24 protein-coding genes are annotated in these 25334 nt (G+C 51.8%); 8 read left to right on the forward strand and 16 right to left on the reverse strand.

Annotation, left to right across the window (positions count from 1 at the left end; translation table 11 throughout):
• Positions 1 to 84: 84 nt before the first annotated feature.
• Positions 85 to 384, reverse strand: a complete 300-nt coding sequence (locus tag ACLUYS_RS03255) for a hypothetical protein (RefSeq protein WP_230268009.1) — start codon at positions 382 to 384, stop codon at positions 85 to 87.
• A gap of 75 nt (positions 385 to 459) precedes the next feature.
• Here ACLUYS_RS03255 and ACLUYS_RS03260 point away from each other — a divergent pair, with 75 nt between their 5' ends.
• The 3 genes from ACLUYS_RS03260 to ACLUYS_RS03270 all read left to right on the forward strand — a co-directional run bounded on the left by ACLUYS_RS03260 (position 460) and on the right by ACLUYS_RS03270 (position 3043).
• Positions 460 to 1383 carry a LysR family transcriptional regulator gene (locus ACLUYS_RS03260; RefSeq protein ID WP_412659073.1) on the forward strand — a complete coding sequence of 308 codons (924 nt, stop codon included), beginning with the start codon at positions 460 to 462 and terminating at the stop codon, positions 1381 to 1383.
• A 284-nt stretch (positions 1384 to 1667) separates the two neighbouring features.
• Positions 1668 to 2138 (forward strand): flavodoxin, encoded by a 471-nt coding sequence (locus ACLUYS_RS03265; protein WP_230268011.1) that lies wholly within the window; start codon positions 1668 to 1670, stop codon positions 2136 to 2138.
• Positions 2139 to 2293: 155 nt separating this feature from the next.
• Positions 2294 to 3043 (forward strand): carboxymuconolactone decarboxylase family protein, encoded by a 750-nt coding sequence (locus ACLUYS_RS03270; protein WP_230268012.1) that lies wholly within the window; start codon positions 2294 to 2296, stop codon positions 3041 to 3043.
• A 202-nt stretch (positions 3044 to 3245) separates the two neighbouring features.
• On the opposite strand, the gene ACLUYS_RS03275 is transcribed toward ACLUYS_RS03270, so the two are convergent.
• The 13 genes from ACLUYS_RS03275 to ACLUYS_RS03335 all read right to left on the reverse strand — a co-directional run bounded on the left by ACLUYS_RS03275 (position 3246) and on the right by ACLUYS_RS03335 (position 15756).
• Entirely contained in the window at positions 3246 to 4022 is a 777-nt protein-coding gene (locus tag ACLUYS_RS03275; protein ID WP_230268013.1) for an HAD family hydrolase, read from the reverse strand.
• Between the two features lie 71 nt (positions 4023 to 4093).
• Positions 4094 to 4594 carry a dUTP pyrophosphatase gene (locus ACLUYS_RS03280; protein ID WP_230268014.1) on the reverse strand — a complete coding sequence of 167 codons (501 nt, stop codon included), beginning with the start codon at positions 4592 to 4594 and terminating at the stop codon, positions 4094 to 4096.
• A gap of 222 nt (positions 4595 to 4816) precedes the next feature.
• Positions 4817 to 5329, reverse strand: a complete 513-nt coding sequence (locus ACLUYS_RS03285) for a DNA-deoxyinosine glycosylase (protein ID WP_288340140.1) — start codon at positions 5327 to 5329, stop codon at positions 4817 to 4819.
• 168 nt (positions 5330 to 5497) lie between these two features.
• Positions 5498 to 5758, reverse strand: a complete 261-nt coding sequence (locus ACLUYS_RS03290) for an FRAT-87 protein (protein WP_230268016.1) — start codon at positions 5756 to 5758, stop codon at positions 5498 to 5500.
• 53 nt (positions 5759 to 5811) lie between these two features.
• Positions 5812 to 6075 (reverse strand): FRAT-87 protein, encoded by a 264-nt coding sequence (locus ACLUYS_RS03295; RefSeq protein ID WP_230268017.1) that lies wholly within the window; start codon positions 6073 to 6075, stop codon positions 5812 to 5814.
• Between the two features lie 150 nt (positions 6076 to 6225).
• On the reverse strand, positions 6226 to 6489 hold the full coding sequence (locus ACLUYS_RS03300) for an FRAT-87 protein (RefSeq protein WP_230268018.1): 264 nt from the start codon (positions 6487 to 6489) through the stop codon (positions 6226 to 6228).
• A 57-nt stretch (positions 6490 to 6546) separates the two neighbouring features.
• Positions 6547 to 7836, reverse strand: coding sequence for a 30S ribosomal protein S12 methylthiotransferase RimO (gene rimO / locus ACLUYS_RS03305; protein ID WP_230268019.1), 1290 nt, complete (start codon positions 7834 to 7836; stop codon positions 6547 to 6549).
• Positions 7837 to 8200: 364 nt separating this feature from the next.
• Positions 8201 to 9403: a 3'-5' exoribonuclease YhaM family protein gene (locus ACLUYS_RS03310; protein WP_412659077.1), complete on the reverse strand. Its 1203-nt coding sequence runs from the start codon at positions 9401 to 9403 to the stop codon at positions 8201 to 8203.
• The gene (locus ACLUYS_RS03315; RefSeq protein WP_412659078.1) at positions 9400 to 11364 is read right to left on the reverse strand and encodes a glycosyltransferase; all 1965 of its coding nucleotides are present in this window, start codon (positions 11362 to 11364) and stop codon (positions 9400 to 9402) included. Before ACLUYS_RS03315 ends, ACLUYS_RS03310 begins: the two co-directional genes overlap by 4 nt.
• A gap of 394 nt (positions 11365 to 11758) precedes the next feature.
• Positions 11759 to 13054 carry a lysylphosphatidylglycerol synthase transmembrane domain-containing protein gene (locus ACLUYS_RS03320; RefSeq protein ID WP_412659079.1) on the reverse strand — a complete coding sequence of 432 codons (1296 nt, stop codon included), beginning with the start codon at positions 13052 to 13054 and terminating at the stop codon, positions 11759 to 11761.
• On the reverse strand, positions 13041 to 14111 hold the full coding sequence (locus ACLUYS_RS03325) for a glycosyltransferase family 4 protein (protein WP_288340149.1): 1071 nt from the start codon (positions 14109 to 14111) through the stop codon (positions 13041 to 13043). The genes ACLUYS_RS03320 and ACLUYS_RS03325 overlap by 14 nt, the downstream gene beginning before the upstream one ends.
• A gap of 659 nt (positions 14112 to 14770) precedes the next feature.
• The gene (locus ACLUYS_RS03330) at positions 14771 to 15169 is read right to left on the reverse strand and encodes a hypothetical protein (protein WP_230268024.1); all 399 of its coding nucleotides are present in this window, start codon (positions 15167 to 15169) and stop codon (positions 14771 to 14773) included.
• A complete protein-coding gene (locus ACLUYS_RS03335) occupies positions 15166 to 15756 on the reverse strand; it encodes a hypothetical protein (protein ID WP_230268025.1) in 591 nt (196 codons plus the stop codon). Before ACLUYS_RS03335 ends, ACLUYS_RS03330 begins: the two co-directional genes overlap by 4 nt.
• Before the next feature lie 219 nt (positions 15757 to 15975).
• Between ACLUYS_RS03335 and ACLUYS_RS03340 the strand changes: the two genes are divergently transcribed.
• Positions 15976 to 16470, forward strand: a complete 495-nt coding sequence (locus tag ACLUYS_RS03340) for a PaaI family thioesterase (protein WP_288340155.1) — start codon at positions 15976 to 15978, stop codon at positions 16468 to 16470.
• Between the two features lie 18 nt (positions 16471 to 16488).
• On the opposite strand, the gene ACLUYS_RS03345 is transcribed toward ACLUYS_RS03340, so the two are convergent.
• Positions 16489 to 17850, reverse strand: coding sequence for a sugar transferase (locus ACLUYS_RS03345; RefSeq protein WP_230268027.1), 1362 nt, complete (start codon positions 17848 to 17850; stop codon positions 16489 to 16491).
• Between the two features lie 429 nt (positions 17851 to 18279).
• On the opposite strand from ACLUYS_RS03345, the gene ACLUYS_RS03350 reads away from it, so the two are divergent.
• The 4 genes from ACLUYS_RS03350 (at position 18280) to ACLUYS_RS03365 (ending at position 25088) form a co-directional block, all read left to right on the forward strand.
• Positions 18280 to 19734 carry a flippase gene (locus ACLUYS_RS03350; protein WP_288875408.1) on the forward strand — a complete coding sequence of 485 codons (1455 nt, stop codon included), beginning with the start codon at positions 18280 to 18282 and terminating at the stop codon, positions 19732 to 19734.
• A gap of 157 nt (positions 19735 to 19891) precedes the next feature.
• The gene (locus tag ACLUYS_RS03355; protein WP_230268517.1) at positions 19892 to 20710 is read left to right on the forward strand and encodes a DUF4422 domain-containing protein; all 819 of its coding nucleotides are present in this window, start codon (positions 19892 to 19894) and stop codon (positions 20708 to 20710) included.
• A gap of 382 nt (positions 20711 to 21092) precedes the next feature.
• On the forward strand, positions 21093 to 22925 hold the full coding sequence (locus ACLUYS_RS03360) for an LCP family protein (protein WP_412659081.1): 1833 nt from the start codon (positions 21093 to 21095) through the stop codon (positions 22923 to 22925).
• A 402-nt stretch (positions 22926 to 23327) separates the two neighbouring features.
• Positions 23328 to 25088, forward strand: a complete 1761-nt coding sequence (locus tag ACLUYS_RS03365; protein ID WP_412659082.1) for a hypothetical protein — start codon at positions 23328 to 23330, stop codon at positions 25086 to 25088.
• On the opposite strand, the gene ACLUYS_RS03370 is transcribed toward ACLUYS_RS03365, so the two are convergent.
• Positions 25057 to 25334: hypothetical protein (locus ACLUYS_RS03370; RefSeq protein WP_412659083.1), on the reverse strand; the 278-nt coding region annotated here is incomplete at its 5' end. The two genes, ACLUYS_RS03365 and ACLUYS_RS03370, sit on opposite strands and share 32 nt — an antisense overlap.

The raw sequence follows: 25334 nt of genomic DNA on the forward strand, positions 1-25334 counted from the left end.
GCTCGTCGGGCTCATAACCCGGAGGTCGTTGGTTCAAATCCTTCTCCCGCAACCAGAACAGTTCCTGACCTGAGAATACTCAGGTCAGTTTTTTTTATGCACTTTTGCCATCCCTGCTCTGCCTTTCGGTCTGGCCTTCTTTTTTGCCGCTTTCGAATGTCGCGCCGCTCTGTTTCCTTTGACAGGCTGGCGAACCTTTCCGGTGCGCATGCCGACCTTCCTGTTTTCTGGTGCCTGACTGGATTGCAATTTGGACAAAGCGAGAGTCGTTCTGGACTTTCTGGTTATTTTGATCAATCTGTTCAGATTTGGGGCAAAAGGGGTGCTCATGGATACGCTGTTCTTCGGCACTTCATATGTGATTCCTTCATTTTTTGTTAACATGTATCTGATCCGGATACCGTTTTTTGACGGTTCCGCAGCCAGCAGCATAAACAGAGAAAGGGTTCAGGTGAGTGTATGGATCTCAAAGCGTGTCAGTATTTTTTATCCATTATTGAAGCCGGCAGCATGAACAAAGCGGCCAAAGTCCTGAATCTGACCCAGCCGACATTAAGCCGCCAGATCCAGAAGCTGGAAGAAGATCTTGGCGCCCCGCTTTTTGAGCGGCAGGCGAAGTCTCTGCATCTGACCCGGGAAGGTCTGATGTTCGCGCGCCGCGCCCAGGAAATGCTGGATCTGGAAAAACGGACGATGAAAGAACTTCAGTCTTTTGATGACCCGATCGCGGGCGAACTGATCATCGGCTGCGGCGAATTTGCGGCAACCGATGAACTCATTCAGATCGCCGCGCGCTTCCAGAAACTGTATCCCGGCGTACGTCTTCAGTTTGTGACCGGCAACGGAACGACGATCCGCGAAATGATCGACCACGGTCTGGCCGATCTTGGACTCTTCATGCTTCCTACATGTCTGGACGGGTACAAAACGCTCTGCTGGAAACAGCGGGAAAGCTGGGGTGCAATTCTGAAAAGCGATGATCCGCTCTGCGAAAAGGAAGTCATCACGCCGGAAGATCTTGCCGGCCAGCCCCTGATTCTGCCGTATCGCCAGGAAATCCGAACCCAGATTCTTTCCTGGCTTCACAAAACCGAACGCTGCATCCGCTATGCGGGCAGTTCCTCGCTGTCTTCCACATGCGCTCTCATGGTCCGCAACGGCATTGGCATTGGTTTAAGCATTGCCAATGTGCCCGCCTACAATCATCCGGACCTGAAAGTTCTTCCGCTTTCGCCGGCGATGTCTTCCTGTCTGACCATTGCCTGGAAGGAACGCTTTCCGCAGCCGCCTTTAATGGATAAGTTTCTGACATATCTTACCAGCGAAGGCGTAACGTGTTCGTGTCCTTCACAGACCGAATGCAGCGAAGATTCGTCCCGCTGAGTGAAGACTTCGTCTTCCTTTGCTCTGTCAAATGGATCTGTTTCTGTTCTTTTTCTGCATCGTTCATAAAAGCCGCCATCGATCCAAATGGCGGCTTTTCTATTGGCCTTTTAAACTGCAGATTATCTATAATGCTAATGCAATATTCGAATATAAAGATAGGTATTCATTTATATTGACATAAGGTGAGGGCAGGATAATACTGAAGTCAGAAAGAACAGAAGTACATCGAATGCGGACATGGGACAGAATGTCCAATCCGATCTGTTCTCTGGAGGTATGCAATGAACATTCAAATTGTTTATTTCTCTGCCAGCGGCATTACCGCCAAAGCGGCCAGACGGCTAGGCGATCTGACGAATTCGCCGGTTTTTGAAATCGAACCGGCCGTTCCGTACACCGCCAGCGATCTCGACTGGACGAATAAAACGAGCCGTTCCACGCTCGAGATGAAAAAACCGATGGCACCCGTAGACGTCAAGACGCTTCCAGACCATCTGGATTGCGATACGCTGCTGATCGGATTCCCCGTATGGTGGTATCAGGCTCCTTCCATCATCAACACCTTCCTGAGCAAGGTGGATACAGCGGGAATGAAAGTGGCTCCCTTTATTACATCCGGCGGATCCGGCATGGAAGGCGTAGAAAGCCAGCTGGAGCGCAACTTCCCGAAAATTGACTGGAAACAGGGCCTGCGCATCACGCCGCAGACGACAGACGCCCAGCTGAATGCGTGGATCGAAAGCCTGAACTAGCAAAGAGGCGCTCTCTGTATGCGTAAACGCATCGATACGAAATCCAATTTTCGATTCCATGCCTGAGTCTCGATTTTGATCGACCCTGTTTTGTGAACTTGTATTTGTGAACTTGTTTTTGCGATTAATGAATCCGTTCAGGAAAGGACTTTATCATGGCTAAAATTGTACAGACTGCGGGCCGCAATGCCCTTGGCGAATTTGCACCGGACTTTGCCCGCTATAACGATGACATTCTCTTTGGAGAGGTCTGGAACGACCCGCCCCTTCCTCCCAAAACACGCAGCATGATCGTCATCTCCATCTTCATGGGACGCGGTCTCTGCGACGCTTCTCTGGATCACCATCTCGGCTTCGCAAAAGAAAACGGCGTAACAAAAGAAGAAATTTCCGCGCTGATTACCCAGGGCGGCTTCTATGCCGGCTGGCCGGTAGCCTGGGCCGTATTCAACCACGCCAAAGCGATCTGGAACGACGAACCCGAAGCCAGGGATTCCAGCAAAGATGCCGCACTGGCGGCTTACGCGAAGACCATCTTCTTCCCGGTTGGAAAGCCAAACGATGCCTATGCGCAGTATTTTGACGGCCGCAGCTGGCTGGCTCCCGTTTCCGGCGGACCGCTTCCGATTTCCAACGTTACCTTTGAACCGGGATGCAAAAACCACTGGCATGTTCACCACGCGAAAACCGGCGGCGGTCAGGTTCTGATCTGCGTCGGCGGAAGAGGCTGGTATCAGGAATGGGGCAAAGATCCCGTAGAAATGACACCGGGAACCATCATCGAAATCCCCGCCAGCGTTAAGCACTGGCATGGTGCTGCCAACGATTCCTGGTTCTCTCACCTTGCCTTTGAAATTCCAGGAACAGACTGCTCAACCGAATGGCTCGAGCCGGTTGCCGACTAGGATTTCCTGACTTCATCAAGAATCTCCTGTCTTACAAATCCCCCTTATATAAAATGAAACGCCCAGAGTTCCGGCTTTCCTTTCTGCAGAAGGAGAAGCGGACGCTCTGGGCGTTTTATTTCGTTCCTGTTTCTGTTTTTGCTTTGCATATCGCCAGCTTGCGTGCTGGACTTCCAAACTGCGCTGGCCGGGCAGTTACTGGCTATCTGGACTCGGCGTGCGGATTGTTTTGCAGACGAAGCAGAATGTCCACTGCTTCGGCAATGCCGCTTACGATATGCGTTGCCGCTTCCTGAACTTCCTTTGGACTGTCTGGAAACGTAAAGGATACATCCGCTTCTTCCAGCATGCTCAGATCGTTGAAGGAATCGCCGATGGCCGCTGTAAAATCCCCGGGTTTTCCGATCTGTGCAGCGAGTGCTTTTAAGGCCGTTCCTTTCGTTACGCCCACGGGATTGAAATCCGCAAATCGCGAGTTCGCCACCGCGATGACATCGTCTCGCTTCTGGGTTTCTTTTAAGAGCTGAGCGCCTTCTGGAGTTATATGGGAAAAAGAAATGGCCAGAATGCGTGAGGGATCAAATTCGGAAGCCGAACGGACAATGCGCGTTGGAAAATCTGGATAATTTTTCTTCGGCGTACGAATCAGTTCATTTTCTCCATGGAAAATGAAGCCGACATCCGGCATGTCTTCGACCGCTTCCCGCACAAAAGCGGGATCCAGAAAACGCTGGTACAAAATCCGACTGGAGCGATCGCACACCTGAGCTCCATTGGAAAAAATCCAGAAATCAAAATCCACTTTATGCTCGCTCATATCTTCGAGCAGCCCTCTCATCGTCCGGGCACGGCCGGTTACCAGTCCAAACTGGTTTCCCGCTGCCTGAAAGCGGCGAATGGCTTTCGCGTCTTCTTCTCGAACGCCGCCCTGATGATGAAAATACAGCGTGTCATCAAAATCAGTTCCGAAAATAATCATTGCTCTTCTCTCTTTCCTCTCAATTCGAGTTTTTTCTCCCTGGATTAGCGTCTTTGATTGTTTCTTCGTGTCTACTTTCCGCTGCTTCCCAGGCGCCCAGCCTGGCGCAAAGACGGAATGGCCTGCAGTTCTTGAAGAGAAATCTCCTGCGTTTCCAGCTCTGGAATGACGAGGAGGACACCCTGCGCGCACGCCTTTTCGTACGGATACAGGATAAAGCCGGCTTTTTCGTCTTCGCTCATCGCCGACAGAGCCGCTTTTTTGATAATGAGCAGCGGGCGATCGTTCACATTGGTGATCGGTACCATATATTCCCCGCGATAGCCGGAATCTATGACACCGGCGCGAACGGACATGCCTTTCACTCCGGTACTTCCCCGTTCCTTGAGGAATAAAACATAATTGTCATCAAAAGCCGAAGCCACTCCAAGCGGAATCAGAACCGTGTGGAGCGGATCAATGCGCATAAAGTCTTCTTCAAAACACGGATACAAATCGTATCCGGCATCTTCCTGCCGCTTTGACGGGATCTGGGCATCTTCTCTGACTTTGGCCCAGTACAGTTTTTCCATAGTGAATCTCCTTATCGTAAATTGGAATCAAAAATCCTGAACTCTTCGCTGTCGATTTCCGTTCTGTTTCATTGTATAGGACACGCTTGGTCTGCGCGGTTCTGACCATTTGTTTCCCCATAAAAAAATCCGGCGCTTTGCCGGATTTTATCGTCAGATCTTTGATCGGATCCCGTCTGAACTTTTGTTTTTGACGGATTCCAGTCTTTGTTTATAGCCTGTCTAGCGAAGACCAAGCGCTCTGGCATAGGCCGCCATCAGCTTTTCGGTCGAATCGTACCAGAGATCGGCAGCCGAGGGCGACGGCACTTCGTAAGCCATGGCAGCAGCCTGTGCATCGGCTTCCTGCAAAAGCCGGTACGTATCGTGGCTGATGCAGACGATCCGACTGATTTTCGGATACTGTTTCAAAAAGGCATGGACATCATTGAGAACAATATCCTGCATCGTATCTTCCCGGCTTTCGTGGCGCAGGCACGACTGAATGACCGACCACAGCGCGATGTGATTTTTCGCAAGCAGATCGAGGCGCTCCTGCCTGGTTTTGGCTGGCATGTGATAAAGCGTGGACATCAGCGGCCAGAAGCGATTGCTGGTGTCCGCAAAATAAAACTGTTCCCGCTCGGAATCGACGCTTGGCATCGACATGAGAATGAGCGTGGTGCTTGTATCCGATACGACAGGCGCCAGGGCGTGAAATTCCTGGAGTTCCAGCTCATCGTACACGATGGACACTCCCCTTTCCCGGCCCGCATTCTGTCGGTTCCTTTTTCGGACAGGTGTCCTGTGATCCTGTCCAGAGGAAAGACAGCCCGGCCGTTATATTTAAAAAGTCAGAAACGGGGCATGGACATTGTCCATGCCCCGTAAGGGTCTTTTATTCGGTTTTGGATTGGCTTGCGCTTATTCAATAGCAGCCAGTGCTTTTTCTACAATAGCAATCTTGGCTTCTTCTGCTTTTGCGGCAGCAGCGTCGCCTTCGTCAGCATGACGTTTAGCCCAGCCTTTGAGGGATCCCATTCTGTCATCCAGACGATCTTTGGCAGTCTGTGCGTATTTGCCAGTTTCGTCGAAATGATCAACGAGGTCTTTTACGATTTCGTCACCATATGCAGTTCCGCCTACAGCGGCATTCAGTTTTGCTTCGAATTCGGATTTAGTCATGATTTTTATCTCCTGGATCAAACGATCTTTTTTATCGGTATAGGCCGGTACTCTTACTTCAGAGCGGCGAGAGCTTTTTCTACGATAGCGATCTTGTCGGCTTCGGCTGTAGCTTTAGCTTCTGCACCTGCATCTTTATGGATGCGCTCATACGCTTTCAGAACACCGAGTTTTTCGTCGAGACGGTCTTTCATGTTCTGTCCGTATTTCTTGTCAGCATCGTCATAGGTAGCTGCGGCTTCTTCCACAAGGGAATCACCATAAGCGGTGCCGCCGACTGCGGCTTTCAGTGTGCTGACGAGTTCTTCTTTGGTCATGATTGTATTCTCCCAATGAGCACAAACGAGCTCATTATCATGCCGGTTTTGCCGGTCGTCCTTCCATCCATGGGATGAAAGCGTTCAGGATCTGCCAGAACGGCATTTTCTGAACAAGGTATTCTTCAGGATGAACCTGTTGATGGTCTGTTATTTCAGAGCAGCGAGCGCTTTTTCAACGATCGCAATCTTGTCGGCTTCGGCAGTGGCTTTCGCGTCTGCGCCGGCGTCTTTATGAATGCGTTCGTAGGCTTTCAGGATGCCAAGGCGTTCGTCCAGGCGATCTTTCATATCCTGTCCGTACTTTTTATCCTTATCGTCATACGTTACAGCTGCTTCGTCCACGAGCATGTCGCCGTAAGGCGTGCCTCCGACGGCTGCTTTCAAAGCATCAACTAACTGTTCTTTGGTCATGGTCAACAACCTCCTTGAATGCAACCATGCCGCTCCATGAATTCTTCTGAGAGGAACTTATCCCTCATAGATTCCAATCAGATCATATTGAGTGGCATCGGTAATGCGAACCGGAACGTACGTTCCGCATTCGACTGGAGAAGAGGCAGTGAAGATTACCTGACCATCCACTTCATCCGGGGCGTCCGCCATGGAACGTCCGCGATAGCGGCCGGTCAGCGCTTCCTGTTCTTCCACCAGAACTTCCATCACTTTCCCGATTTTGTTTCTGTTGCTTTCCTGACTGATTTCTTTCTGAACAGCCATCAGGCGGTTCAGACGGTCCGCGGCGATCGATTCATCAATCTGATCGTCCATTTTATCGGCCGGGGTATCTTCTTCCCTCGAATAGGTGAAGGCGCCCAGTCTGTCCCAGCGAACCTCCCTGATAAAGTCCAGCAGTTCATTGAATTCTTCTTCCGTTTCAGAAGGGAATCCGACAATCACAGTAGTTCGAAGCACTGCCTCCGGAAACATTGCTCGAATTTTGCGGGTGAGAGCGAGTACGTCCTCTTTCGTTCCCCGGCGATTCATTTTCTTCAGTAGACGGTTGTTCGCATGCTGCATGGGGATATCGAAATACGGAACGACTTTTTTGCTGGCGCGCATGGCTTCGAGCAGGTCATCTTCGATTTCATCCGGATACATGTAAAGAATGCGAATCCAGTGAATGCCTTCGATGTCGTTGAGCTCACGAAGGAGATCGGCGAGCATCAGCTGACCGTAGTTGTCGAGGCCATATTTGGTCGTATCCTGAGCAATCAGGGTGAGCTCAGTGACACCGCTGGAAGCAAGGTATTCCGCTTCTTCCCTTACTTCATGTATAAGCTTACTGTGTTGATTTCCTCTTATCAAAGGAATTGCACAAAAAGCGCACCGGTTAGAGCAACCGTCGCTTACCTTTACATACGCGCTCCACGGGTTGCCGGAAATTGTCCGATACTGCTTTAGGTAAGGAACTTCGCTTTCCTGATTCAAAATATCTTTCAGAATGGCAGGCAGCTTGGCATAGTCCTTGAGCGGTACAACGGCGGCCACTTCCGGGATCTGTTCGCGCAGTTCCTTTTCATAGCGCTGAGCCAGGCAGCCGGTCACGATGACCTTGTCGGCATAGCGCGTCATTTCAAAAATGGTGCGGATGCTTTCTTCCTTGGCGGGGTTAATGAACCCGCACGTATTGACGATAATGGCTTCGGCATGGCGCGGATCCGAGACGAGAATATGGCCGGCTGCCTTCAGCATGCCCATCATTTCTTCGGAATCCACAAGGTTCTTGGAGCATCCAAGAGATACAAATCCAACTTTCATACGTTCTCCTTTTCTGTGTTCTGTATTCGGTGTCCGGGTTTTGCACAAACCCGTTTATTCAGGTTTTCGTTTGCGATCTTCTCCCGTTTGGGAGGAAGACTTCAGCCATCGGGTGCTTTTGCGCAGGATCTGGCCGACAGGAATCACTTTACCCTGTTTTTCCTTTAAAGTACGGTTTTTCGGCGCATGACCCTATTGGTTTGACTGCGCCGGTTTTGCGCAGTTTGAACTGGCTTGCAAAAATCAGACCGGCATATAGAAAACCCGGCATATAGAAAACAGGGAGATGGCTCCCTGTTTTCGTATCGTCTTTCGGTTTTTAATGCGAATCCTTCGGATTCTGGATTTTCCGGATTTTTGAATTCTAGAACGTCCAGACTTTTTCCTTGCTTCTTGGGCGGGAAGAACCCGTGTCCGAATCCCGGCGGGATCTGGAAGACGTTCTGGAGTCTTCTCCTTTTTTCCCGGTTTTTTCGGCTCTTTCGGCTCTTTCCGTTTTTGCAGCTTTTTCAGCCTGTTCCGGCTGCTGCTCTTGTCCCGACTGCGCTTTGGCCGCTTCGGAATCCGGCTTGTTCTGGGAACGGCCGGCCGTTTCCTTTTGCGTATTCAGGAAGTCCTGGGTGTACGGACGGTGCGTGCTGTCGTCATCCCAGCTTTTGCGGTAGAACATCCGATTATCGAGACGCGGATTGCGCTGGGAGAAGGTTCCCGGGCTCAGCACTTCCACCGCTTCATGAATCATGAACAGGCGGGCATCGAGATTGTCGATGGCACTGAGCGCTTCGGCTTCCGGAATCATCGGCAGAACCGGCGATCCATATTCGTGCTTGCCGTGGTGACTGAGCATCATGTGCTTGAGCAGCGCTGCTTCCTCGCTGTCTTCCAGACCGAGTTTCATGGCCGCACGGTCAATATACTGCGCGCCCAGAGAAATGTGACCGACCAGATTGCCGGATGTGGAATATTCCGGAACGACCGGATCGGTATATTCTTCGACTTTGGCCGCATCGTGGAGCAGAACGCCCCCGAGCAGCAAGTCGTAGTTAAGCCATTCGTACAGATCGAGAAGGCTCTGCGCCAGATGCGCCATGGCCAGCGTATGCCAGGCCAGACCGCCCGGGCAGTGATGATGGTTGCGCACGGCTGCCGGGAACGTGAAGAAGTCTTCCCAGTTTTCATCGAGAACCATGCGAACGATATCGTGAATCGCCTGGCTGGAAATGCCGTCAATCAGACGGTTGATTTCTTCTTCCATCGACTGCCGCGGCAGAGGAGCGCTTGGGGTATAGTCGACCGGGTTGCCCTCGATCTGACGAATCGAGAACACGCGCAGCTGCCACGCGTTGCGGTAGCGCTTGAGTTCGCCGCTCACTTCGACGACCATGCCTTCTTTCCACTGACGGGCTTCTTCTTCGGTCAGATTCCAGTAGCGGGCGTCGAGCACGGCGCTGGAATCCTGAAGATCGAAGGAGAGGTAAGGCACGTTTTTATTGCTTCGCCCGATTTCACTGCGGGCGATCAGGCAGGGAAAGGTAATATTCCCTTCCGCAAGAAGTTCACTGATCATAAATTTTCACTCTCCAAAAGCTCATCAATATCGGCCCGTTCGAAGCCCTGCCGCAGGCAGTACATCCGGATGCGCTCTTTTTTCTGTTCGGGCGGTCGGGAAGCGTTCAGCCGCATGGCTTTCGCGAATGCCGCCTGCAGGGCGTTGGCGTCCGCGTCTTCGTCAAAGACCAGCTCTTCGGCCGCGTCCTTGGCGGCCTCAAACGAATAGCCGCGCGCCATCAGCTTCTGGGTTACCGTTCTTCGGGTTTCCCTGCTGGATTTGGTTTTGATTGTGCGGGCCAGGCGGCGGGCAGCCTGACCGGCGTTACTGTGTTCTTTTTCCTCGGAAAGACTGGCGCACGCTTCCCGGATAATTTCCCGGTCGATGCCGACTTTGTACAGACGGGATTCGACCTGCTTGCGGCTCAGACCGCAGGACTGGCAGTAATCCGCTTTTTCCATCGCGTAGCGGCGGTCGTCAATGAGACCGGCGGCGACCAGTTCATCGGCAGCCTGCTCGGCAATCGGAAGCGGCGCCTTGAGCTTGAGCATGCAGTAGTCGACGGCCTGCTTGCGCGTCATGTCGCGGCCAGCCAGACGATTTTTGGTTTTATACATGCACCAGTAAAATTTCTGCAGGTCCAGATAGCTGCTGACCAGATAGCCGTCGAGCTTGGTGCCGATGGCGATTTTCAGATCGTGGAAATCGTCCATGGGCATGAGCAGCTTGACAGGCTCATCGGAAGAATCGCGTTCGAGCGTCAGAAGGATATAGTCGCCGGAAAACTGAATGCGGCTGACTTCAAACGTGTGCGAGTAGTCTTCAATCGCCTGCCGGTACACGCCTTCCATGGCCGAAGCGAAGTTTTCCGCGGTCATCGGCCGGATTTTCTCCTGACATTTCTCACGGGCTTCCTCTTTTTTGGCGGGATCGAGCGCGATAAACTGTTCAATTTTTACATTCAGTTCTTCCGGGCTGTTGAAGTAAAAGCCGGTTGTACCTTCTTCCAGCAAATCGTCCAGCACTTGATCACGGCGTCCGAAAACCATGCGGCCGGCAGCCATGGCTTCCAGATACGTCATGCCCTGCGTCTCGGAGAGCGAGGCGGAAACAAACGCGTCAAACGCCTGATAGTATTTCCCAATGCTGTCGCGGGGAGCGGCACCCAGAAAATGAATGCGCTCGCTGCCCGGTCTTGCAGCAGCATACGCCTTGTAGTAGTCCGCGTCCGGTCCATCGCCGACAACCGCCAGATGAACGTGCGGATTGGAACACGATGAGATCGCATCAATAGGCATTTCCAGCGACTTTTCCTTGGCCAGACGGCCAACGAAGACGAGAAGGACTGCTTCGGGATCCTCACTCACCCGAGCACGAATGGCACGGACTTCCTCGTCCTGCGGATCAATGTCGGTAAACCGGCTTAAATCCAGACCGGTCGGAATAACGTAAATCGGCGCGAGCACACCGTATTCAATAAGCGCTTCGCGCGTTTTTTCACTCGGCGCCACCACTGCCTGCACATTGTTGCAGACTTTGCGGCTGGCCGCCTTGATGGCGTCCTTGGAAAAGCGGTCGATCTTTTCGTTGCCGCGCGGATTGATGTAGTGGGTATAGTCGGTAAACATCGTATGGTACGTTTCGACCAGAGGGATGGACAGCGTCTTGGCCATGTGCTGTCCGTACAGGCCGACGCCAAAATTGGTCTGCAGATGAATCACATCCAGATTCATCTCTTCAATATAGGCGGCAGCACCCAGATTGATGGGAGAAGAGACCTTATAGCCGTAAAGACTTTTGAGCCGGAATCCCGGAAGACGCAGAATGCCGTCCTCATAGTCGATTTTGGTTCCGGCGTGGTTTGTGATCACAAAAACCGTATGGCCGGCCTTTTCGAGGGCGTTTTTCAGCGTCACCGTCGAACTGACCACACCGTTAATATCCGGTACATACGTATCACTGACCAGTGCGATTCTCATTTTCCTCATCCTTTCCTGAATTTCTATTTCTCAAGATTTCTATTTCTCAGAATTTCGGTTTCGAAAACCTTCTATTTCAAAAAGTTTCTGTTTCTCTAAACGTATCTATCGTCTTAATGTCTGATCGGCGAATACCCCGAAGAAAGGGGTCTGCGTCTTAGTGGGTGCGGGCCATTTTTCAAATTCCCGCTTTTCTCATGCATACGGTGTGTGCACGGGTGCCGCCGGGCAACTCCGCATGCACGCCTTTTGTATCGGTTTTTCTGGGATTTCTTCTTTTACAGTTTACCTGTACAAAAGTGTATTCAGCTAACGATTATACGCCTTGTCCACGGCAAAGCGCCCAGAAAAAAAGCCGCTTGTGATCCGAAATCGCAGGCGGCTTACACGCTGTTCAGATTCCAGGTTCGATCTTTGCGCAGGGCGCATCCGATGCCGAAAGCGCGGAGGGCAAAGATACGATGGACATGTTCCGAGTTTTGCCGGCATCCCCTTGCGGCGTTGCCGGCTCGCTGCCCGAAGAAGATTCCGTGTTCAAAGCAGGCGTTTCGGTCTTCGAATCGAGGTCTGGATCGGCTTTTTCCGAATCCGGACGGACATTCGATTCGGCTTTTGCCTCTCCATCGCCGCTCGATGAAAGATCCGCTGAAATTTCGCTGAGCTTTTCCTTTTCTTCTTCGGCGGTCATGCGGTTTTTGAAAATCATGAACACCAGCGCCCCGCCAATTACAGGGATGTAATAGGAAGCAAAGCGCCATATGAGAAGCACGGCACCGGTCAGCTTTCCAAGCATGCCGGAAAAAAGCATCGTAAAGAACACTTCTGTACCGCCGCTTGCGCCGGGCAGGGGAACAAAGCTGTTGGCCATCGTGACAAAGGAAGCCAGCGCCATGGTATCGATCAGCTGATCGATCGACAGCGGGATGCCCAGGGCAATCGCCACCAGATACGGCAGGGAGAAGTACATCGTCAGACGAACGAAGTTGACGAGAGCGGTTTTCAGAACAAGCTTCTTGTTTTTAGAGAGACTGCGGATCTGCTCGGTAAAGCCGGTCACCTGTTCCATCCAGATGCTGACCTGCTCTTCCGGATTTTTAATCAGATGCAGCTTCGAAAGCCAAATGGGAAGCTTGCCGGAAAGCCAGATATACATTTTTGGAAACAGCGCGAGGGTATACAGCGCTGCGATGACGACCAGATTGACCAGATAGCCCGCGGCAACGATCCACACCCACGCATTGAGATTGACGTAGTGCGTAAAGCGGAAGATGAACAGAAGCGTCACGTAAATCATCATGACGGTCTGATAAATAATGAAATCTGCCCAGAGCAGTCCCACGCTGTCGCTGTAGGAAAAGCCCTGCTTTTTCAGGACGTAAACCTGACCGAACTGGCCGCCGGTTGAAGACGGCGTAATTCCCGCAAAGAACGTTCCCGTAAACGCGACGACGGTTCCCTGCTTGAGCGAATAATTCTTTTGGTAATGTCTTGCCAGAACCATGTAGCCCGCGCCGATCACGACGTTGATGGCCAGGCCCCACCCCAGAACAAAAATCAGGGAGAAAATATTCATCTGCGCGATGGCGGCGACAATCTGACTGAAGTTGTCTTTCAGCGCAAAATACATCGCCACAACGGTTACCGCGACAATCAGAAGAATATTCCAGAAGACTTTTTTATTCGGGCGCATGTTCGGGCTCCTTTGGAGTCTCGAATTTTTCCTTCCACGCATCCACATAAAATTTTCGCCAGAGATCCAGCACGTGTTCGCGGGAATAGAATTCGGATAAGTGATCGCTCTTGTGCGACCAGAAGGTGTACAGCTCTTCGTTGTTTTTCAGAGCGGAGAGCAGTTCGCAGAACTCTTCGTTGGAATTGCCCCGCAGATAGTCGTCAAAGAGGATATCCCGGTACAGATCCAGATCCCGGGTAACCAGCGGCAGCGACAGATTGACTGCCTCCAGAATGGTCATCGGGAAAAGCTCGTTATAGCTGGGGATGAACAGAACATCCGCCATGTTGTAAATCCGGACCATTTCTTCCCGCTCGACAATGCCGGTAAAGGTCACGTTGGCTGGCGGATTGTCCATCATTTTCTTCAGTTCTTCGTAGCCTTCGGTCATTGGACCAAAGGAGAAGCCGCCGGCCCAGACAAACTGGGCATCAGGCATGGCTTTCGCCGTGGCGACGAAGTCCTGCACGCCTTTGCGCGTCTGCACCTGGCCGCAGCCGAGAATGACAAAATCATCCGGCTTCAGCCCGTAGCGCTGGCGCATTTCGAGACGGTCGGCCTCGGGCAGGCGATGGAATTTTTCCTTGGAAACATAGTTCGGAATGTAATAAATTTTCGATCGGTCAATTCCGTATTTTTCCAGTTCCTTAATAAAGGAAGGGTTGACCACGACGAGGCGGTCGGCGGAATTGTAAAAATTGATAATGTATTTTTCGGCCGTCGGATAAAGGAACTCTGGAATTTTCAGCGATTCCTCCAGGGTATCGGGGAGAAAATGGCAGTAAGCAATATTGACGGACTTTTTGTTTTTCAGGCGGATCAGAAACGCTGGATCCAGCGTATGAAAATGCTGGATATCCGGATTCGATGTCCACTTGTTGATTTCCACGTCAAAAAGGTCGGAAGCTCCTTCCTGAATCAGGCGAACCTGCTCCTCATAGGCGCTTCCCACACCTTGACCGGCTACTGAGTCGGCACTCGAGAACATGGTGATCAGTAATTTGTCTTGCTTCATAGTCAGGTTTCCTCCGTTCGATTATAGCACAGGCCCTTTTCCCCTTTTTGGGCCGACCGAAGCGCTTCATGCGCCCGTCCTGGCTTTAAAAAAACGCGTCTGAAATCCCCCTCTTCGGATTTCAAATGCATTGTACCTGTAAAGCCGCCTGAAAAAGGACTTACCGTTCTGTAATAAGAGAAAGTTAAGAACCTTGCCTTCATGTCATCGGGTAATTTTAGCGAATATTTTTCTTTTGTGCGCTGAGTGACCCCAGATTGTTCCTACAGCCCAAAAAAATAAAGCCGGCTTGCGCCGGCTCTACTCAAGAAAGTTTTTAAAGAAAGGGAATATGATTGTGAAGCGAGCTGTTCTACTGCTCACCTGTATCTTAGCATTCTCGTTTCTCCCCGTACGTCTCATGCCCGGTTAAAACGTTTCATTCTCAATCTTTTTAAATGATATATTTGAACGAATTTCATATTTTACAATCCGATTCAATTGATATGTCCGGGTCAATGGATTCTGCAGCGTACACCGTGGAGAGCGCGAGCTGCTCCCGCTTTCTTCTGAGAAACAGCCGGCTAAAAAGAAAAGCAGGACGGCTCCTGCTTTTTTTCGTTTTCCATTTGTGATTTTCAGCTGTCCCGACAACTATGGATCGGGTCAGGATGGATGGCCTAGATGCCGATCGGGGTGAGTCCGCTGCGGCCTTCGGCGAGAAGAACCTGACTGAGTTCACCATCGGAAGCGATCTGATCTTTATAGCGCAGCGCCGCGCTCACGCAGGGGACGTTGGCGCCGGCGATAATGAACATGCGTTCGATCATGTGCCGCTTTTCGAGAATAAGCCACGCTTCCTGCATGGCCTTGGACATGGCAGCATCGCACAGAATCAGCAGCGAGTCCTTGTTGTGGACGGTGTTGCAGATGGAATCCATCGTCTGCCGTATGCGATCCACATTATCGCCTGGAATGGCGAACGTATCTTCATCCGCTTCCAGACCGGTAATGGCCAGCGTGCTGTCCAGCAGCGCCGGACCAAATGAGCCTTCCCCTAAAAGGATCAGTTTCCTCATTGCGCATCTCTCTTTCTGCGGGCTTCCAGACGGCGTTCCTTACGGGACTTGGGAGCGGATTTTTTCTCTTCTTTCCATTTCTCCCATTCTTCCATCGTCCAGGCAGCCATTTTCTTGCTGACGGCAAGCTCCTTGGCGTTTGTCAGATAAATCATGCTCGATTTGAACCAGCCCTTGGCCGGTTTTATGGCGCGAATGTTCTTGAAACGGATCAGATCCGCTTCATACAAAATGGCATCCGGCGTAAGGACAATCGTACCGTCGCAGAGCGCTTCGCCAAACATGGCTGCCGCAAAGACCGCCAGACCAAAATAGACGATCGCCTGCGAATAGCGGGTTTCTTCCACCGCTTCGCTTGCGGCCGGCATGACCAGAATCATGATGCCTAGACCGATACATGCCGCGAACATCGCCGCATACATCCAGATGCGAACTGTCCCCACATGGACTTCCTTCGCATTCTGATGCGTCTTCAGTACGTGTTCTCTCATTTTTCTGGACTGAAAATAAAGCTTCCAGTTTGTGTAGCCCGTAAATCCGCCCATGCCGACGAGAAGAGCTGCGATAATCCAGAAGAAAATATCCATTTCGTTTCCACCTCAGTTTTCCGTTTTCAGGATTTTAAAACCCTGCTGTTTTTCTTTTTCTTAACGTTTTTATTTTATCCATCGAATCAGAGGATCTGACTTTTGGAATGTATATTCGATATCTTATCAGTGATCGGCTTACAATGCTTCGATTCATCCTGTTTCCTTTCGAAAAGAACGGGAAGTAAAAAGGCTGTTCGCCTGCGAAGGAGGAAATTTATGAAGGATCATTCGAGATCGTACGAAAAGACGATTGAATTCATCAATACGCACAACCCGTTTCTCAAGGAAAACGGACTGGCGATTACGGCGCTCAGTGACGGTCACGCGTGCGCTGAACTGAACGCCACGGCTTCGCTGACCAACATTTACGGCATGGTCCATGGCGGTGTCCTGGCCACGCTGGCGGACATGGCTGCCGGCGTCTGCGCCACCGCGGATGGCGGGCAGGTTGTGACACTCAGTTCATCCATGAACTGCCTTTCGGCTGCTAAACCCGGCCGGCTTACGGCTGAGGCGAGCCGCATTCACGCCGGCAAGTCGACGGGGGTCTATACGGTAGAAATCTTTGATGAAACCGGCAAACGCATCGCTCAGGGCACGTTTACCATGTTTTTTCTTCACGACAAGTTTCAGGGATTCTCAGTTTTACAGGAAAACGAAAAGCGTTTCGGATCCGAGCCTGATCCAGAATCCAGTTCGGATCCAGAATAAAACCAAAAAATGCTGCTTTCAGCGGGCACCGTTGTCCTCGCGGGAAAGCAGCATTTTCAGTGTGCGTACGAGCAGCGTCAGGTCGAGCCACGTACTCCAGTTGTGGTAGTAGTACGAATCGAGTTCGAGACGCCGTTCAAAATCGACATTGGAACGGCCATGGGTCTGCCACATGCCGGTAATGCCAGGCTTGGTCTGAATGATGTCCTCGTAATGGCCATCCATATCTTTCTGTTCTCTTGGAAGGTACGGACGCGGTCCGATCAGTGACATGTCGCCTTTAAGAACGTTGATAAACTGCGGAAACTCATCAACATTTTTTCTGCGCAGACGATCCCAGGCCGGAATGATGCGCGGATCGTGTTCGAGCTTCTTGTTCTTTTCATATTCTTCCCGCAGTTTCGGATCCTTTTTCAGCATGTCTTCGAGAACTTCATCCGCGTTCATGACCATGGAACGGTATTTGTAAATTTTAAAGAGCTTGCCGTCCTTGCCGATCCGCTCCTGCGAAAAGAAAATCGGCCCTTCATTATGGTATTTGCGGTTGACGTGCCAGACGTAAATCGTCATGGGAAGCAAAAGCAGTACGCCGGGAATGGCAGCCAGAATGTCGACCATGCGCTTGAACGCCTTCTGCGCCCACGTCATTTTTCCGCTGGCGGTGGAAATCATCAGCTGCCCGTCAAAATCATCGATTGTCGTCGCAAAATTGATCTGCCCGTCCATGACGGGGATGTACTTGATTTTCTTGACGCATTTCTGAATGCGGTTCATCAGCTTTTTGAGCGCCGGGACCGGTACAAATTCATCGGCCACAATGACCGTTGAAATTTTCTTCTGGCGAATCTGGCTTTCGAGTTCGCTTAACGGGTAAATGCCGACCGACTTCTGGACGGCTTCGGGCAGCTCGATTTTTTCATCGGGCGAAAGACGGATAAAGCCACGCACGTCGAGCAGCGAAAAACGGTTGTGCTTGCAGACGTCGTAGACATTGGCCGCAATCTCGCCCGTGCCGACGATCAGAACGTTTTCCTTCACGAATTTCCAGAAGATCAGGTGGGCGTAGCGGTTGATAAGCAGCACGCCGATCAGACTCAGAACCAAATACAGAACAAGCCAGCCAAAACTTGCCCACGTCAGATCGCACAAGGAAAAGAGAAGCAGGTCAACCAGAAAAATTCCGATATACGCCTGCGCGATATAGCGGACTTCATCCCAGATAAGAAACGCCTTATGACGGTAGCGGCCGCAAATCCAGTTGATGATGATGTAGGCCAGAAGCATCTTGACTTTCATCGGGCTGGTAAAGGGCAGAAAGAACACGAGAAAAAGATTCCAGAGGACTTCTGCGATCAGTTTGATTTTGCCAAGTCGGGTCATCTTTTTCTTTCCTTTCTGTTCACGCAACTGCGTACATTCACACAGGCGTTTGCACGGGTATTTTCGCACGCCTTTCTGCTCGCATGCCCCCGGAAATCTGCGTTCCGGGCCGCAGGCCGGAGGGATTTACCTGTGCATTTTTTTAGTCTAGCCTGTCTATTTTCGCATGGCCAAATGTACAGACCATGCGGAATTGTCTATTATGTACTATCATAACGTCGGTTTTTTCGCCTCGTTTTTACATGCCCGGGCATTTCTGCCCGTCTAAGTTTTCCTCAGGTATATGGAAAAAGCAGAAAAAACTTTATTTTTACGGCGTTTCAGAGAGCTCGAACCGATTCGAGCTTTCTTTCTATGCGTTTGTGTGCCATCGGCTCACGGTGCATTCTGCACCATGTGCATCTGAAATTCTGAAGAAAGGATCCTTCCATGTCGAAACGCGCTTCGAACCGGCCGTCCATCACGGTCAACTTCTTCATGAATTTCCTGCTCAACATTTCGTCCGTTCTGTTTCCGCTCATCACCTTCCCGTACGCCTCGCGCGTACTTGGTCCAGCCGGGACCGGCGCGGTCGCCATGGGAACCAGCTACGTTTCCTATTTCACTATGGCGGCTATGCTTGGCGTACCTGTCTACGGGGTGAGAGCGTGCGCTTCGGTACGGGATGATCCCGTCAGACTGTCCATGACTGTGCAGGAACTTCTCATTCTCAACCTGATCATGGGCGCCGTCGCCTACGGGGCTTTTTTCCTTTCGCTTATTCTCGTCCCGTCGCTTGCCAGCGAGCAGACGATGTACATCATCTGTTCCGCGGCGATTTTTCTGAACATCATCGGCATGAACTGGGTCTTCCAGGCGCTTGAACAGCTGACCTACATTTCGATGGCGGGCATGTTTTTCAAGGCGCTCGGTCTGGTCCTGCTGTTTCTGCTGGTGCATTCCGCCCATGATGTCAATCTGTACGCGGCGGTAACGGTCATCAGCTCCTTTGGCTCGGGCCTGATCAACTTCTGGTACCTTCGCAAACTGGTGCCTTTTAAAAAGCGGGGAAAATGGAACTTCCGTCAGCACTTCAGGCCGATGCTTCGTTTCTTTGCGATGGCCGTGGCTTCTTCCGTTTATACGAGTCTGGATGTCGTAATGCTCGGCTTCATGAAAGACAATACAGCCGTCGGCTACTACAACGCCTCGGTCAAGGTCAAAACCATTCTGGTGACGATGACCACTTCTCTTGGTACTGTACTGCTGCCGCGCCTTTCCTTTTATGCCCGGCATCATCAGATGAAAGGCTTCTGGAAACTCGTTTCGAAGGCCTTCTCCTTTGTCCTTCTCTTTTCCATTCCCTGCTGTCTCTTTTTCAGCATTATGGCCAAAGACGTCATCCTTCTGCTTTCGGGTGCGGAATTTCTTCCCGCCATTCCGGCGATGATCGTGCTCATGCCGACCATTTTGCTGATCGGACTGACCAATATTACCGGCATGCAGATTCTTGTCCCCCAGAACGAAGAAAAAACAGTCCTGTATTCCGTCATCGGCGGAGCGCTGGTCGATTTTCTTCTTAATCTGGCTCTGATCTCCTTGCTGGGCAGTACCGGTGCGGCGATTGGAACGCTGGCTGCCGAAACGGCGGTACTGATCATTCAGTTTGCGCGGCTTCGCCGCCCGCTCAGGCGCCTGTCCCGGCGTATCGAATGGGGGCCGCTTCTTTGGGGCATGCTCTTTGCCTCGCCGGTTCTGCTGATCAGCTCTTCCCTTCTGAACGCGGGTCCGTTCTGGCGTCTGGCTGTCTGCGCCATTCTGTTTTTTGGCGTCTATGGCGTCGTGCTTCTGCTTCGCAGAGAATCCATTCTGATGCAGCTGCTTCGAAAGCTCATCGCCCGCTGATCCAGACGGATGCTGCTTTACCCGCTCCCAGTTTTGTTCTTTATCGAGAATTCCCTGTCGCGTATCCCCTTGTATCCTTTTTTTGTATCCTTTTTTTCTAAAGCAAAAAACAAAAGCAGCTGCGAAACCAATACGAAACCAGTAAAAGGAGGCGTTCATGTCCACCCCTTCCCCTGAACTTTCCGCGAAGAAAGCTGACCACCCTAAAATTGTGGTTGCCGCCCATAAGCCGTATCCCATGCCGGACGATCCGCTGTATCTGCCTGTACAGGCGGGCGCAAAAGGCAAAGACTCCATCGGGTTTGCCCGCGACGATCAGGGCGACTCGATCTCGTCGGCCAATCCGTATTTAAGCGAGCTGACCGCCTTGTACTGGGCGTGGAAAAATCTGGACGAATCGTGCGATGCCTTTGGACTGGCCCATTATCGCCGCCACTTCAAAGGCGACGCGCCCATCCCGTCTTTAAAATGCAAGGTGCTTTCGCAAAAACAGGCCGTCGAACTTCTGCACGACTGCCCGGTCATTCTGCCCAAAAAGCGACGCTACTATATTGAAACGCTCGAATCGCATTACGCGCATACGCTCGATCCGGCGGATCTCGATCTGCTGGCGCAGGTGATCCGCGATCAGTATCCCGAATACGAACCGGCGCTGTATGCCCACTTGAAAAAACGCAGCGGTCACATGTTCAATATGTTTTTAATGGAGCGTTCCCTGGCCGACGCGTACTGCACGTTTCTTTTTGGGGTGCTTGAAGAAGTCATGCGGCGGGCGCATCTCGAAGAAAAAGACGCGTTTGCGGCCCGCATGCCCGGACGGATCAGCGAATTTCTGCTCGATGTCTGGATTGATACCAATGAAATCTGCTGCATCGAAATTCCGCTGACCAGCACCGAACCGGTCAACTGGTTCAAAAAAGGAAGCGCTTTTCTCAAAGCCAAGTTTTTCTCGAAAAAATATTCCTCTTCCTTTTAGCCGGACTGCCCATGGCTGGCGTACAGTCTTTACGGATCTTTGTCTGCTCAATACGAGCCAACCGAATTCACCCGCAGGCTGGTATGGCTTACGCGATCCGGTATTTTAAGCGGGGCCGCTCTGGCGAAACGTACAGAACTGTCGGTTTCATCCCCGACCGTTTTTGCTTAAAATGAAAAGCTATAAACTGCCGGCACGCCTTTGCGCGCGGCAGACGTCGCCCTTTGTCCCCTGACTTTTTGTTAAGATAAAGGACGTATACAGTTTTCCGTCTGCCCCGCGGCTTTTGCCGGCGGATTTTGCAGACCGAACATCGTATCTTCACTGGATTCGAACCCTTTGCTTCAGCTTTATCCATCCCCTTCAGAAAGGCAGGTATGTTATGCGACACGTTCACCCCAGAAAATCCAGCCATCCTTCCAGAGGATTCCAGGCGGCTTCGATTATTCTTTCGATTCTGCTGGCCGGATTTACGGCTTTTGCGGTTTATGAACTGATCACCCTGAATATCTTTCCTACCCAGATCACCTGGGGCCTGAGCGCCATTCTGGTCGTTCTGGCCATTCTCATCATTGCGATGCAAATCTGGCTGACCCGGAAAAAAGGCGCTCGCATTCCGGTAACGATTCTTACCGTCGTGATTATTGCGGCCATGGGCATGGGCGGCTTTTATGTTTCCAAAGCCACCAGCCTCTTTTCGACCGTGACCGATCTTTCCCCGGCTTCGCAGTACGTGGTGGAAATTATTGCCATGAAAGATTCGAGCTGCAATGATGTCGAAGATCTCAAGGACAAGAAAATCGGCATTTTGCGTACCGTTGCCCGTACGTATACGGACGACATGGTCAACGTTCTCAACAGCAAGAACGTTCCGTTCAACGCCTCCGAATACGACGGCATCGTCGATATGGCCAACGCGCTTTACGATCACCAGATCGAAGCGATGATTCTTCCGTCCGCCTACCGCGGTCAGATTTCCGACTCGGATGACCGTTTCAAGAGCTTCTACGACGATACGAAAGTCGTCTTCTCCGCCGCTTTTGAAACGAACAGCACGACGACCACAAAAACCGTTGACGACATCAACTCGACGCCGTTTAACGTGCTGATTACCGGAACGGATTCCCGCAACGGCTTTGGCGAAGTCGGCCGAAGCGATGTGAACATGATCGCTTCCGTCAACCCGAAAACCCATGTGGTTCTTCTCACCAGCATTCCCCGCGACTACTACGTCGAAACCGCCTGCCCGGCTGAAAACGGCTGCGCAGCGGGCCAGATGGACAAGCTGACGCACACCGGTCTGCACGGTACCGAAACGACAAAAGCCACGATCGAGAAGCTGCTCGGCATCGAAATCAACTACACGATGCAGGTCAACTTCAGTTCGGTCATCAACCTCGTTGACGCCTTAGGCGGCATCGATATTAATGTTGCGCCTGGCTATGCGGTTCCGTCGTTTTACACGGATTCCCGCTATGGCGTACAGGAAGGCATGAACCACCTCAACGGCGAACAGGCTCTGGCCTACGCCCGTGAACGCTACGCCAACAGCGAAGGCGACCGTCAGCGCGTGAAAAACCAGCAGCAGGTTCTCATGGCTGTCGCCAGAAAGGTGCTTTCCCCAAGCATCATTACCAGCTACCCGTCCTTAATGGACGCTTTGAGCGGCGCCTTCCAGACCGACCTTTCCGAAGAGGAAATCAAGGCCCTTCTCCAGAAACAGATTCAGGATAATCCGGACTGGACGTTCCTGACCTACTCGCTCGATGGAACAGGCGAAACAAACTTCTGTGCGGAACTTGGACAGAACGCCTACGTCATGGTTCCGGACTACGAAACCGTAGCGACCGCTAAGAAGCGTATTGACGGCGTTCTCGAAGGCAAGAGCCCGCAGGAAATCGACGGTTCGACCGGAAGCGCCGATGACGTCGACAACCAGGCAGCCAACCGCCCGCAGGCCGATTCCGCCGCGTCCAGTACAGCAGACCAGCCGCAGAACGAACCGGATACGGATCCCGGCTATACCGACGCCATCCAGGAAGATCCTGGCTATGACGCGCCGATTGACAATACGCCGCAGGTAACGCCGCCGGTGCAGCAGCCTGTCAATCCGCTGCCCGATCCCGTACCGACTCCGCCCGCACCGGATCCAGTCGTTCCGGATCTGCCGCCAGCGGAAGAACCGCTCCCCGTACTTCCCGAACCGGAAGCCTGATTGAAAGAATTCAGCCTCTCTCCAATGCGGAAAGAGGCTTTTTTCATGGGCGATTCCGGATACGCTCTTTGAAGCGTTCTGTATCTTTTTAACCCGGCTTGCTTCATTTCTTTCATTTGTTTGCGTTTTCAATATGCGTTTGTTTTCGCCCGAATTGGCTAGTAGAATAGAGGGCGAATCAATCCGCGAAAATGGCTGTGCAATTGTTTTTGAACTGACAGCTTTCGCGGCATCCCGTATCCTGCTATGCAGGAGATCTTTCGCCCCGCGCTTTTTTTGAGAAGAGCCCGGGCTGAATTCTGACTCTGCTTTTTCATTTGCCCGCTTCCGCAGCGGCCGGCTGTCTGTTCAAGACGCTGCCCTGTGCTGGTCCGGGTGTTTAAGAAAGGAAAAATTGCTGATATGAAATCTAATGTCCGCTCTCTGGCAGCTCTGCTGCTCTCCGCCTCTCTTTCTCTGGGAACCTTCCCTGTATTTGCTCAGGAGAATACCGCACCGGAAGAAGAAACTTCGACCGTAACGGATTCTTCCGCTGCAGATGCCGCAAACGAAGAGGCGCTGAAAGGGGAAAACGATCCGGGAACCAGCCCGTCCGGTACTCCGTCCAAGCCGATTCCCGTAGAAAAAATCCAGAACAATCAGACGGAGAAAAATCCGGCTGCGGATTCTTCCGATTCCAGCTCGGACTCTTCGGATACTTCCGACTCTTCTTCGGAAGAAAAATCGGAGTTTGTAGAGTACACATCCTCCGCTTTTGACAAGGAAAAGAACACGCTGACCTGCACGTTTACCGTGAAAAAAGTTCCGACATCGCTGGCCTTCCAGCTGAACTGGGTTCAGACCGCCGGCGGCGATGCTGAAATTGATCCGGAACCCGCTTCCATTACGGTCGCAAACAAAGCGATCGAGATCGACGGACGCGATCAGACGACTTCGGACCTCGACGGAAAATACCTGTATTCCTTCTCCGCGGATCGGCTTAAGGATCTGCGCGACGGCGACGTTGTCGTCTTCACCTTCAACGCCTATTCCGGAAGCAAGGATGTAGAAATCCGTACCACTTCCCAGGTGTATGCCGGTAAAAACGCGACCGACGCTTCCCACGACGAAATGCAGGAACAGAGCTGCGATTTTGAACTGACCAGCGACTGGTCCTCCGTTTCCAGCAATTACTCCGCACAGGATGCGACCTGGACGCTCGATCTCAAAGCCAGCCAGAAGCCAAAATCGCTCAGCGTTCGCTTTGAATCCAGTCCGGAAGCTCTGCTGATCAAGGATCAGACTTCCGGCTCCAGCGAATCCGCCCGTCTGCCGGAAGTCACCGTTACCGTAGACGGAAAAGAAATTGACGGCGTAAAAACCGAACTTCAGACGAAAAGCAAAGCCGATTCCAGCACTTCGGATTCTTCGAATTCGTCCAGCTCCCAATCCAGCACCAAAACCGCTGCCAGCACAAACGGCGTTCTCGTAACGCTCCCGCAGAGTGCCGTAGATGCCATGACAGCAACCTCCAGCATCAAGTTTGTCCTGAAGCTGAACCGCAACGCTCCTGCCGGTGACAGCCGTATCCTGGCCGATGTCGACAACGGCATTCATACCATTCCTTACGAATCCAAGGATGCGTTCCGTTTTGTCTGCGACCCAGTGACCGGCTACGAATCCTACAACAAGAACGATCAGACGATGACCATCAATCTGACGCTCAAAAACAAACCGGAAAAAATGGTTCTGACCTTCACCCAGGAACAGGGTACGTATCTCACAGGCGTTAAAACCGTGAAAGTGGACGGAACCGAAGTAAAACCGGAAATTGCCGAATCCACCAACGATAAGAAACAGAAAGTCTATACCGTTACCTTCAACGCCGATCAGGTGAAGAACATGAAACCGGACACCAAGATCAGCGCGATCCTTTCCTTCAACCCGCCTGCTTCCGGCAGCGGAACCGAACAGATCATTCTCGGCTTTAACGACGGCATGATCGAACGCAACTGGAACACCGATCCGTTTAACGTAGAAAAAGCGGCACAGCCCAAATCGAGCGGTGCAGACACAGCTACCCAGACGAACCTGTACCCGATGATCGGTCTGTTCATCGGCGCTCTCGTTGCCCTTGGCGCATTCTTCATCATCACCCGCAAAAACAATAAAGGCGCGAAATAATCGACGCCCTGCCAAATAAACGCTCTGAATACGCGGGCCATCCTTGAACACTCCCTTGAACAGGCTGCTTCAAGAACACCCGCCGGACGGAATACAAAATATACAGCCCCGCTTTCTTTGCCAGAACGAACTGGAAAGAAAGCGGGGCTGTTCTGTTTCCAACGCTTGATCCGAGGATCAGGAAAGTGAGGACTGTAAGCGTCAAATAAAAGACGGGTATTTTCTCGACCGCCTCCTTGGGATAAT

The organism is Allobaculum sp. (genome assembly GCF_047010065.1).
GTDB lineage: Bacteria > Bacillota_I > Bacilli_A > Erysipelotrichales > Erysipelotrichaceae > Allobaculum > Allobaculum fili.